This is a genomic window from Aquimarina sp. MMG016, assembly GCF_018100805.1.
Lineage (GTDB): Bacteria > Bacteroidota > Bacteroidia > Flavobacteriales > Flavobacteriaceae > Aquimarina.
This window is the reverse complement of sequence record NZ_JAGJEA010000001.1, coordinates 670,409-683,306: the sequence shown is the minus strand read 5'-3', so window position 1 is coordinate 683,306 and position 12,898 is coordinate 670,409. Positions and strand designations below refer to the sequence as shown.

8 protein-coding genes are annotated in these 12,898 nt (G+C 34.5%); 7 read left to right on the top strand and 1 reads right to left on the bottom strand.

Annotated elements, in window-relative coordinates; translation table 11 throughout:
• Positions 1 to 27: 27 nt before the first annotated feature.
• Positions 28 to 2,238, bottom strand: a complete 2,211-nt coding sequence (locus J8M14_RS02935; protein WP_211072894.1) for a response regulator — start codon at positions 2,236 to 2,238, stop codon at positions 28 to 30.
• Positions 2,239 to 2,632: 394 nt separating this feature from the next.
• Between J8M14_RS02935 and pbpC the strand changes: the two genes are divergently transcribed.
• From pbpC to J8M14_RS02900, 7 genes are all read left to right on the top strand, one after another.
• Positions 2,633 to 4,930 (top strand): penicillin-binding protein 1C, encoded by a 2,298-nt coding sequence (gene pbpC, locus J8M14_RS02930; RefSeq protein ID WP_211072892.1) that lies wholly within the window; start codon positions 2,633 to 2,635, stop codon positions 4,928 to 4,930.
• A gap of 148 nt (positions 4,931 to 5,078) precedes the next feature.
• A complete protein-coding gene (locus J8M14_RS02925; protein ID WP_211072890.1) occupies positions 5,079 to 5,747 on the top strand; it encodes a TetR/AcrR family transcriptional regulator in 669 nt (222 codons plus the stop codon).
• 10 nt (positions 5,748 to 5,757) lie between these two features.
• Positions 5,758 to 7,443: an AMP-binding protein gene (locus tag J8M14_RS02920; RefSeq protein ID WP_211072889.1), complete on the top strand. Its 1,686-nt coding sequence runs from the start codon at positions 5,758 to 5,760 to the stop codon at positions 7,441 to 7,443.
• On the top strand, positions 7,434 to 8,234 hold the full coding sequence (locus J8M14_RS02915) for an SDR family NAD(P)-dependent oxidoreductase (RefSeq protein WP_211072888.1): 801 nt from the start codon (positions 7,434 to 7,436) through the stop codon (positions 8,232 to 8,234). The genes J8M14_RS02920 and J8M14_RS02915 overlap by 10 nt, the downstream gene beginning before the upstream one ends.
• Positions 8,235 to 9,836, top strand: coding sequence for a carboxyl transferase domain-containing protein (locus J8M14_RS02910; protein ID WP_211072886.1), 1,602 nt, complete (start codon positions 8,235 to 8,237; stop codon positions 9,834 to 9,836).
• A gap of 14 nt (positions 9,837 to 9,850) precedes the next feature.
• Positions 9,851 to 11,830, top strand: a complete 1,980-nt coding sequence (locus J8M14_RS02905; RefSeq protein WP_211072885.1) for a biotin carboxylase N-terminal domain-containing protein — start codon at positions 9,851 to 9,853, stop codon at positions 11,828 to 11,830.
• 2 nt (positions 11,831 to 11,832) lie between these two features.
• On the top strand, positions 11,833 to 12,651 hold the full coding sequence (locus tag J8M14_RS02900) for an enoyl-CoA hydratase-related protein (RefSeq protein ID WP_211072882.1): 819 nt from the start codon (positions 11,833 to 11,835) through the stop codon (positions 12,649 to 12,651).
• Positions 12,652 to 12,898: the final 247 nt, after the last annotated feature.

Below are 12,898 nucleotides of genomic sequence, written 5' to 3'. Positions count from 1 at the left end.
TTTAAAATCGCCTGAAATCTTAGCGTTTTAGGTTCCGGTTTGAGGATTTCTCAAAGCAAGATTTTTAAGAATTGCCGCTTTGAGATTAATTTTATTTAATGGTTTGTTTAAAAGATCATTCATTCCTGCATTTAAACATTCATCTTGTACTTCACTTAGCTCTGAGGCTGTTAAAGCAATGATTGGAGTAGTATCATCAAATTTTCGAATTTTAATAGTGGCTTGCATTCCATCAAGTACAGGCATATTAATATCCATAAGAACTAGATCAAATGATTGTCTTTTTAATGCCTCTACTGCTTCAAAACCATTTTCGACCATTACACAATCACAACCAATAAGTTTTAATAAATTTTTAGTAACCAATTGATTGATTTTATTGTCTTCTGCAACTAGTATGTTTGCCGAGATAGTATTAGAGCTTTCCTGAGAATCAATATTATTATCTGTTATATCAGCATTTTCAGAAATTTCCAAGTCTAAATTAAAATAGAATTTAGAACCCACTCCTTTTTTACTTTCAAAATGAATTTTACTATCCATCATTTCCAGTAAGTTTTTTACGATAGATAAACCTAAACCTGTTCCTTGTTTATTATCATATACGGTTCCGGCTTGAGAAAATTCTTCGAATATATAATCTTTTTGATCATCAGGGATTCCGATACCTGTATCTTCTATTTCATATCTAATACAAACGGTTTTAGAGGTTATAGATAATAATTTGATCCTAAGCCAAATCTTTCCTTTAGAAGTAAATTTTATAGCATTTCCTATCAAATTAATTAGTATTTCAGATATCCGTAAGGCATCAATATCTAATTGATTGGGAATATTTTTATTATAATCAAATAGTAACTCATTTTCCTTTTTTTCAGACTGATATTCAAACGATTGTAATATGTTCTGAGACAATGAACACAGATTGGTTGGTGTTTTAATCAAATCAGTTTGCTCAGCATCTATTTTGCTTATTTTTAGAACTTTATTTACCAAATCAAGTAAGTAATCAGCAGAGAACTTAAGAGAGTTAAGAAGTTTTTTGTCATTTTTAGAAGTATTATTTTCTAATAGAAGAGAGGAGATCCCAACCACACCATAGAGTGGTGTTCTAAGCTCATGACTTACTGTAGAGATAAATTTTGACCTAACTTTACTAAGCTTTTCCGCTTGTGATTTGGCCTCATTTAATTCAATATTTTTAGATTCAAGAATTTTACTAGATTTCTTTTTTGATTCATAGCTTTTATAATAAAAGAATACGGCTCCAATTAATAAAACAAGACCAGCTAACGAAATGTAAATGATTATTTTATTATTCTTGGCTATATCTTGCAATAATGATTTCTCTCTTTCGGAGACTTCCAGTTTGCGTTCATATTCATCAACTTCAAATCGAATTTTGGCAATTTCAGTATTTTTTAATTTGGCATTTTCAAAAACTTTACGATCGTTTTCTTGCAACAGCTTAAGATCTACTACCGCTTTGGCATATTCGCCAATATCTTCATACATTTCAGATCTATATTGATATAAGTAACTTTTTCCTTTTGGCCAATAAGGCTGTCTTTCTAATATTTTTAGTGCTTCTTCATAGCTTTTTTCGGCTTTTTCGATATCTCCAAGATGGGCATAATTTCTCCCCTTAAGCATATACAGAGAACTTTTGTTGGCTTCTATACTATCTGGGACAAACTGATCAATACTATCTGACTCTTTGAGATGAATAGCAGCCTGATCATACCTGTTTAGATCCATATAAGTCCAGATAAGACTATTTAATGGGGTTTGATATCCAGTTTCCGGATTTTGCTTTCCTAATTCTATTGCTCTTTTGTAAAATACTACTGCGTTTTCAAGTTCATTATTATCATAATAGATATTTGCCAAATTATGTAGTATGTAAGGAAGAAGTTTTTTTTCTTTTGCTTGTTTGGTGTATTCTAAAGATTTTAAAAGGTGTTTTTTGGCGTTTTCATAATCAATTATTTCATACTGAATAATTCCCATCATAAAATATGAATAGGAGATGTAATAATCATTCTTTAATTTATGAGCATAATCAACGGCTTTGAATGCTTTTTCTAAGGCTTCATACATGTTATTTTTAGCTTTTAGGTCACTAGAAGCTTTTAATAATGCATCTATACTGTCATTTTTTATAAAGGCAGAATTATCCTGCGAAAAAAAAGTGAAAGGTAGTGCACATACAAATATGAATACTATAATCTTTTTCAATACAATTATTTTTTTCAAAAATTCATAGCCTTGATCAATCAAACATTTATGCTGACAATCTGTTTTATGATATTGTTCATATTATTATTTTGAGTTGATCTAGGGGGAAAACTTAATTAAAAAGGAGTTAAGAGGTTTATAATTTAATGAAATTATGGGATTTACTGGAATAAAAACACAATAAATTAAGTTTATTACGTAATAAAATAATCGGTTTTCTGTAATTGAGTAACAATTTTTCCCTGAAAATAATGCTTTGGAATAATGAAATTTGTTTAACACACGTGATAAGGTGGTATCAATTAATTTTAGTAGACTTACATAATTATTATATACTATTGTGTTTCAAAAAATTAAAAACTACATAAAATCTAACCCTAAACGGTTTATCTTGATGGGAATAATGCTTATTTGGTATTATTTTTCACTGCCCAAGCCATTATTTAAGGATCCGACAGCAACAGTTATTGAGACAAGAAAAGGAGAATTATTAGGCGCAAAAATTGCCAGAGATGGTCAATGGCGTTTTCCTGAAACAGATAGTGTTCCCGAAAAGTTTAAAAAGTGTATTATAGCTTTTGAGGATCAGCAGTTTTATCATCATTTTGGATTTAACCCTGTGTCAATGGCTGAAGCTATTAGGGATAATATAAAAGCAGGCAAAGTAGTTCGTGGAGGAAGCACAGTGACTCAACAAGTTATTCGCTTATCGCGAAAAGGAAAAAAAAGAACGTATTTCGAAAAGTTAAAAGAACTCATTCTAGCTACTCGATTAGAATTTAGAGCTTCAAAAGAAAGAATTTTAAGACTATATGCTTCTCATGCACCTTTTGGAGGTAATGTAGTAGGGATAGATATGGCAGCTTGGCGGTATTTTGGCTTACCTGCACATCAGTTATCTTGGGCAGAAAGTGCTACACTTGCAGTATTACCCAATGCTCCTTCTTTAATTTATCCCGGAAAGAATCAAATACGTTTAAAGCAAAAAAGAAATAGACTACTAAAAACATTATTAGAACAAGAGACTATTGATTCCTTGACGTATGAGTTATCTATTAGTGAAAGCCTTCCTCAAAAACCCTTTGGATTACCTAAAAATACACAACAGGTTTTAGATCTATTAGCAAAGAAACAATCCGGAAAGAGGTTACAAGTTACGATCGATGTACGACTGCAAAAACAGGTAAGTCAAATTGTCAAACAGCATTATGAAGTACTGAGGCAGAATGAAGTACACAATATGGCAGTTCTGGTATTAGATGTAGATACTCGTGAAGTGTTGAGTTATGTTGGTAATGCTCCTACGGATAAGAATCATCAAAAGGATGTAGATATTATTCAGGCAGCACGAAGTACTGGTAGTACTCTGAAACCTCTATTGTATGCTGCTATGATGGATAAAGGAGAATTGTTTCCCGAACAATTAGTGTCTGATGTACCTACGGTTATTGCTGGATATAATCCTCAGAATTATGATGAAAGTTTTAGCGGAGCGGTTCCTGCGAATCGCGCTTTAGCAAGATCTCTCAATGTTCCTGCTGTTAGATTACTTCAGCAATATGGATTACAGCGTTTCAGGGATGAATTAGATGCGTTTCGGATAAAAGATATAAAATATAGTGCCGATCATTATGGGTTATCATTGATTGTTGGTGGAGCAGAAGGTAGTCTTTGGGATCTTTGCAAAACTTATGCGGGTCTTGCAGGAACACTAAATCATTATCAAGCCACATCCAGCGAATATTTTGAGAATGAATTCACAGAACCTATTCTGTTAGGAGATAAAAAAGTGAATTTTGGTAAAAAAAATCGGCAAAAAACGCTTTTTGGAGCAGGTAGTATCTGGCTTACTTTTGAAGCTATGAAAAAAGTAAATAGACCTGAAGGAAATGAAGCTTGGGAGTTCTACGATTCTTCTAGGGAGATTGCCTGGAAAACAGGAACCAGTTTTGGTAATCGTGATGCCTGGGCGATTGGCACCAGTCAAAAATATGTAGTAGGAGTTTGGATTGGTAATGCTGATGGAGAAGGTCGACCTGAATTAACAGGATTGAACGCAGCCGCACCTGTTTTATTTGATGTTTTTAATTTAATGCCAAACTCTACATGGTTTCCAATACCACATGATGACTTAGTAGAAGTAACAATTTGCGAAACCAGTGGTTTTCTTTCTGGGACAGAATGTCCTAAAAAAGCACAATACATTCCTGTATCCGGAGCTAGTACAAAGCCTTGTCCTTTTCATCAACTAGTACATTTAGATGTTGCAAAACAATATCGTGTAAATTCTTCCTGTGAATCGGTAGCTGATATTGCCCATGAGCCTTGGTTTGTACTCCCTCCGCTACAAGCATATTTTTATAAAACAAATAATGCCGACTATCGAACCTTACCACCCTATCGACAAGATTGTATAAAAGAGACGGAAGATAGAATGGATTTTATTTTCCCTAAGGGAAATGGAAGCGTGTATTTACCAAAAGATTTTGATGGAAAGACAAACGAAGTAATCTTGAAAATAGCACATACTAATCCCGAAACTTCGGTGTTTTGGTATGTTGATAATCAATTTGTAGGGACTACCACTCAATTTCATGAAATGCCAATACTTCCCAAACCAGGCAAGCATGTAATTACAGTTTTGGATGAAAAGGCCAATGAATTAAAACGAAGAATCGAAATAAAGCAATAGTTTTTCTGGACAGTTTTAAAATCGAACAAAAACCTATTAAATAGTTGGCTAACAGCTGTTAAGGCTAATGGTGTTGGGCGTTCGAAATGTTAAATAGTCATAAATGACTAAAATTATTTTCAATTATGTAAAATAAATATTTATTTTTATGGAAAAAAGTAAGATGGCGACGAAAGAAAGAATACTGGATCAGGCTCTTAAGACCTTTAATAAATCAGGATATGGTGCTGTCAATTTATTTGAGTTAGCAAAATCTTTGGATATGAGCAGAGGTAATATGACTTATCATTTTAAGGATAAAGAGTCATTATTAAAAGAGCTAACAGAGCAGTTGTGGAATAAGTTAATTAATGTTAGAGAAGAGAAAAGTATACCTTCTTTTCAGAATTTGCACAATGACGCCCAACACTACTATAAATTACAAAAGGAATACTCCTTCATTTTTCATGATAATCAGGTATTAAAACATCCGTTGATTGCTCCTAAAATGAAAATACTTTGTGAAAAAATGATGAAAGATATAGAAATAGCGATTGCGTTTTCTATTCAATTGGGAAATATGAGGCCAGAACCGGTTCCTGGAGTCTACAAAAATTTGGTGCTCACCTCTTGGATGATGATGTTTTTTTGGCCTTCACAGCAAGCAATTAGAGGAGATAAAACAAAAGATGATGGGGAGAAGGTTATCTGGAGTTTGTTATTACCACATCTTACTGAAAAAGGATTAGCATCATTCAAGAAGTTTTTTGGTGATGATTATCATGCGAGTATGGGAGAAAAATTTGATCAGAATATGGATTCTTATTTAACGTTTTAATTTATATACTATGAGTAGTGTAAGTTTTCCAAATTATGATTCTCTTCCGGAATACTTCTATCATTGGGTTAAAGAAAAGCCTAACCACCCTTTTCTAAAACAACCATATGGAGATAAATGGAAAACTTTGACTTTTCTTGATGCCTACAATGAGGCATCTAGAATGACCAATGCATTACAAAAATTAGGATTAAAAAAAGGGGACCACGTCGCTATATATTCTAAAAATTGTTACCACTGGATACTTACAGATCTGGCTATTATGATGGGAGGATTTGTTTCTGTCCCGTTGTATTATAATCTTTCTGCCACTCAATTAGGTCAAGTTCTAAATCTTTCAGATGCTAAAGCGGTTTTTGTTGGAAAGTTAGAAGAATGGTCAGATCATGATCAGGAAATACCAGATAATACTCAAATTATACGATTTCCGTATTATCAAGGGAATGTTAAAATTACTCAGGGATTACCTTGGGATGATTTAGTTTCAGAAAATGAACCATTAGCTCAGGGATATATTCCTGATCCGGATGAGCTTTGGACAATTATGTTTACTTCCGGTACTACTGGAACGCCAAAAGGAGCAATGCATATACATAAGACTCCTGTGAACATTATTAAAGATGATAATGATAATGATTGGATTGGTATTGCGAATTATCCGAACCCAAAATTGTTGTCATACCTACCCTTAAATCATGTGGCAGAAAAGATTGGAGTTTATGCTGTGGCCTTGATGATGGCAGGAACTATCTCTTTTGGAGAAAGTATTGAAACCTTTGCCAAAAATCTGCAAGATACTCAACCAACTATATTTTTTGCAGTACCACGGATTTGGACAAAATTTTATTTGGCGGTGGTAAATAAACTATCTCTTAAAAAACAAAGATTATTATTTAAAATCCCTGTGCTGTCTGGAATCATAAAAAAGAAGATTCGTTATGGTTTGGGTGTGGCTAATGCCAAAGTAGTAGCTACAGGATCGGCAATAACTCCTGCGTATCTTAAAGAATGGTATAAACAACTTGGAATACATCTTATAGAAGCCTATGGTATGACCGAAGTTTGTGGCTCGATCACAAATACACCAATGAAAGATGCTCCGACAGATTCTGTGGGGAAACCAGTTCCGGGTTGTGAAGTAAAAATTGATCCTAAAACTGGAGAAGTACTCATGAAATCACCATATATGATGACGGGGTATTATAAAGACCCTGATTTAACGGGAAAAGTATTAAAAGATGGCTGGCTTCATAGCGGAGATAAAGGAACCTATGATGAAAATGGTTTTCTAAAAATTATTGGACGTGTTTCAGATGCATTTAAAACTAGCAAAGGAAAGTATATTACTCCAAATCCGTTAGAAGAAAAAATAGAAAAGAATGAGTTGATTGAACAAGTTTGTATTGCAGGGCTAGGAATACCCCAGCCTATTGCAATAGTGAACCTTTCAGAAGTAGCACAATCTGCTAAAAAAGAAGAAATAGAATCATCTTTAGAGAACACACTAGTTTCGCTTAACAGAAGTTTAGCTAATTATACACGGGTGTCTACGATTATTGTTGATTCTAAAGTTTGGAATACTGAAAATGCACTATTGACTCCAACACTTAAAATAAGAAGAGGAGAAATAGACAACCAATTTGGGAAACATTTTCTGGATTGGCATAACGACGAAAAGAATGTGATATGGCTATAGGTAAAACAGTTCTTGTAACGGGAGGATCTAGTGGAATTGGTTTTTCCATTTCTAAACACTTTGCCAATGCAGGATATCAATTATTATGGGTTTCTCTTGTAAAAGAAGAAATAGATATTGCCATATCAAAATTAAGATCAGAAATTCCGGATTGTAATATCGATTCACTTGTATTAGATCTATCATCATCAGACTCGGCAGTAAAAGTATACAATTGGGTAAAAGAAAATCAATGGAATGTTGATGTATTGATTAATAATGCTGGTTTTGGAACTTTTGGATTTAGTAGTGATATAGACATCGATCGTGAGTTAAATATGATTGAACTTAATGTGGTCAACGTATACAAAATGACTAGACTTTTTTTAAAAGATATGTTGCATAAAGACGAGGGAACTATTATCAATATTAGCTCTAATACTTCTTTCCAGCCGACACCAAAACTAAGTGCTTATGGTGCTACAAAATCTTTTGTGAATCATTTTAGTCGAAGTGTAAATGAAGAACTAAAAATTCTTAAGTCTAATGTCAAAATAATGTGTGTATGCCCAGCTGCCATAAAGAATACTAATTTCAGAAAAGCTGGTAAAATGGATAAGCTGAAAACTTTTAGTGGCTTGGCAACTACTACATCAGAAGAAGTAGCAAAAGACGTTTGGAACGGTTTTATAAAGCATAAAGACTTTGTTGTTAGTGGTTGGAAAATGAGAATACTGTATAGAATATCTGGCTTGGTTCCTTATGGAATTCAGCAGTTTTTAGTAAGAAAAGAAATTAAAGAAGTACAATAAATGAGGGCATTAAAATCTAATATTAATACAGCCAGTGCTTCCTTCAAAGAGAATAAAAAGGCGATGCTTAAATTAGTTGAAAAACTAGAAGAGTATTTAGAAGAAAGCCGTTTTCAAGGCAGCGAAAAATCCATAAATCGAGCTCGTAGCCGTGATAAATTATTGGCCAGAGAACGTATAGAACTTTTGCTGGATAGAGATAGTCCGTTTCTAGAGCTCTTACCTTTGGCAGGATTGCAGAATAAAGGAGGATTTGGAGCTGGTGGGACTAATGTATCAGGAATCGGAGTAGTACATGGAAAATTATGTATGATCAATTCTAATGTTGGTACCCGAAAAGGAGGATCGGTAGATTATGCAACGGTTTTTAAAGGATTTAGAATAGGTCAGATCACACGAGAATGTAAGCTCCCTTCCATAAATCTGGTGGAGAGCGGAGGAGCAAACCTTCCTGATCAAGCTAAGATTTTTAACTATGGAGGAGAAGGGTTTAGAGAGATTACAAGAAGATCAGAATTAGGAATTCCAACGATATCAGTAGTTTTTGGTAATGCCACAGCAGGTGGAGCTTATATTCCAGGAATGTCTGATTATGCAATTTTTCAGAAAAAAGCTGCAAAAGTATTTCTTGCCGGGCCTCCATTAGTGAAAATGGCAACTAATGAAGTTGCTACTGATGAGGAATTGGGTGGAGCAGAAATGCATAGTAGAGTTTCAGGAGTTTCGGATTATCTGGCAGAAGATGAATTGGATGCCATAAGAATAGCTCGAGAGATCATGGAATTCATTCCAGAACCTAACCCGCATTTGATCCCAGATTCACCGATTAAAGAACCACTTTTTGATGTTGATGAGATTCTGGGGGTAGTTCCTGTAGATATCAAGACACCTTTTGATGTTAGAGAATTGATTATGCGGATTACCGATGGTTCAGAATTTTCAGAATTCAAATCAGAATATGGTAATACAATGATTTGCGGTTGGGCAAAAATACATGGATATCCCGTAGGGATTCTAGGCAATAACGGAGTGATTTTCTCAGAATCAGCAAATAAAGGAGCACAGTTTATTCAGCTGTCGAACAAGAAAAATATCCCATTACTATTCTTGCAGAATACTACAGGTTATATGGTGGGGAAAGCGTATGAAGAAGGAGGAATTATAAAAAATGGAGCTAAGCTTATCAATGCAGTTTCTAATAGTAAAGTGCCTTCTATTACTTTGATGATAGGCTCTTCGTTTGGGGCAGGAAACTATGGTATGAATGGTAGATCTTATGAACCGAATTTCCTTTTTACCTATCCTAATTCCAAAATCGGAGTTATGGGATCGCAGCAACTGGCAGGTGTGATGAAAATCATTCAAAAGTCCTCTGCAGAGGCAAAAGGAATACCATATGATGAAGAACAAGCCAAAATGATTGAAGCTATGCTTATTGCCGAAGCAGAGGCAAAATCTTCGGCTTGGCATGCAACATCAGAGTTATGGGATGATGGAGTGATTAACCCTAAAGAAACAAGAAATTATTTAGGATTCTCTCTTGCAGTTTTATATAGTCAGGAAATAAAGGGAACAAATAGCTATGGTGTCTGGAGACACTAGGATTATAAAGATATATGAAGAAGATTAGTACCATACTGATTGCCAATAGAGGTGAAATTGCCTCTAGAGTAATCAGAACATGTAAGAAAATAGGAATTACCTGTGTAGCAGTATATTCTGATGCAGATAAAGATGCTCCATATGTTAAGCAGGCGGATATGAGTATCTACATTGGAGCTTCAGAACCGGCAAACTCCTATCTGGATCAAGATAAAGTTATTGCAGCCGCAAAACGTTCAGGGTCTGATGCAATACACCCGGGATATGGGTTTCTATCCGAGAATGCTTCTTTTGCCCGCAAATGCGAAGAAGCTAACATCATTTTTATAGGACCAAATTCCCAAGCTATCGAAGCAATGGGATCTAAGTCACAGGCTAAAACTATTATGGAAGAGTCAGGTGTTCCTGTAATACCTGGATATAAAGGAAAAGATCAATCCGAGGATATTCTAAAAACCGAAGCACTAAAAATCGGCTTTCCAGTACTACTAAAGGCTACCGCCGGAGGTGGAGGAAAGGGGATGAGAATTGTTTATGAAGAAAAAGAAATTGCAAATGCAATCATTTCTGCAAAACGCGAGGCTAAAAATGCTTTCGGAGATGATGAATTACTGATTGAAAAGTATATCGAATCAGGAAGACATATTGAATTTCAGATTTTTGGAGATCAGCAAGGTAATGTTGTTCATCTGTTGGAAAGAGAATGTACCATACAAAGGCGATATCAAAAAGTCATAGAAGAAAGCCCTTCTCCGATAATGACCGAAGAATTGAGAGCAACCATGGGGGAAGCTGCTGTTTTAGCTGCCAAAGCATTAAACTATGATAATGCAGGAACAGTAGAATTCATTTTTGATGATAAAACTGGAGATTTTTATTTTCTGGAGGTAAATACCAGATTGCAAGTTGAGCACCCGGTTACCGAAGCCATTACAGGTCTTGATTTAGTGCAGATGCAAATAGAATCTGCTCAGGGACTTCCTTTACAGATTTCGCAAGAAGATGTAAAAGCAGATGGATATGCAATTGAAGCCAGATTGTATGCTGAGGATGCAGCAAATAATTTCGCCCCTGTTACCGGAACCGTTCATCAATTTAATTTTCCTGATATAGAAGGGCTTCGGGTAGAATCTGCTATTGAGTCTGGATCAGAGATTTCTATGTTTTATGATCCGATGATTGCTAAAATCATTGTAAAAGATAAAGATAGACTATCAGCGCATTCAAAATTGGGCTATGCGCTTCAGCAAATGATTTGTTTAGGCACTGTAACGAATCAGTCATTTTTACAAACTCTTATTCAGCATAAGGATTTCAAAAATGGAGATTATAATACACATTTTATTGATGAACATATTAATCTTTCAGAAATACATAGCTTATCAAAAGTACGTATTCAAGAAATAGCAATAGTAATTACACTTCATAGTTGGCATGATAGAGAGAGTTCCAGAGGAGTTTTAAAAAGTCTTCCGTCAGGATGGAGAAGTAATTTTTATGAATACCAAAAAGAGATATTTATAATTAATGGGGAAAAGCTGATGGTACAATATAAATATGAAAACCAGAACTTTACATTGCTTGTAAATGATCAAGAATTTACTGCAGAAATAGTAGAGGTAGTTAAAGACAAAGCTCGTTTTAGCATTAATGGTATTCAGAAGGATTATACGGTATTTAGTGAAGGCAACGATTATTTTGTGCATACTGCTACTATTGGAAATGTTCAGATGACCAGACAAGATCGTTTCCCTGTAAAGGAAAAAGAAGTTGTAAAAGGAGGGTATGAATCTCCGATACCTTCTCAAATTGTAAAAATTCATGTTTCAGAAGGAGATAAAGTAAAAGAAGGGGATCCTCTAATTGTAATTTCTTCTATGAAAATGGAAAATATTCTTTTAGCAAACGAAAATGGAACCGTAGAAGAGGTTTATGTCGAAGAAGGAAATAATGTCGAAGCAGGTTTTTTACTCCTAAAAATTAATCAAAACTAATTATGGATTTTTTTGATAACAAACTCATTCAGGATGCGCTAGATCAAAGATTTGCCTTTATAAAACTAAAGGTTGAAGATCACATCTTGACACTTACATTAGATCGACCAGAAAAGAAAAATGCATTGCATCCACATATGGTACAAGAAATTGCTTTTGCTATGCAATTTGCTAAACAAACTAGTAATATTAGGGCTATAGTGATTGATGCAGAAGGAGATGTGTTTTGTGCAGGAGCAGATCTTAAAGCTTTTATGGGAATGGTTGGAGAATTTGATTCATCAATTCCACGAGCTAAAGGAGAAGTACTTATAGGCGAACTGTTTAATAAAGTTCATAAACCTGTAATTACCAAAGTCCAAGGGAAGGTACTTGCTGGAGGTTTTTTTTTCCTTGCAGGGGCAAATTATGTGATCTGTAATGAAGGAATTAAGCTAGGACTACCAGAAGTTAAGAGAGGTTTGTTTCCTTTTCAGGTAATGGCTGCGTTGCTGGAGATCATGCCAAAACGAATTGTTGTGGATTGGTGTATTCGGGGTTATGATTTGGATGTAAGTGATGCCAAAAACTATGGACTTATTACGCATATCACTACTCCAGAAACGATTGATAATACGATCAATACTTTGCTTAACGAAATCAAAGCAAATTCTCCTACTGCTATTAGACTTGGGTTAGAAGCTTTAGATACCATTAATAAGCAGGAATCTAAACACCAATACCTTATGGAAATGCTTCAGAAAACGGTTGGTTCCAAAGATGGTCAGGAAGGATTACTTGCTTTTAGAGAAAAGAGACAACCTGTTTGGACAGGAGAATAAAATAGTAATTTATCCGATAGGTAAGTTAACGTTCCAAAGCAGGGCTTTGAGAAATCTTTTTTCACCAGCGTAGAATTTATTTTGCGTTAAAAAATTTTGAAACCTTGGAAAGATTTTAGCAAAATAAATTCGGTTTTTAGCTATGCTAAAAAATGCCTTGAAAAAAGCGCCTTTTCTTTTGGTTCGTTTTCTTTGGGCGAGCAAAGAAAATGAACATAGGGTTTAGTCAAAGGGATATTTTTAAATT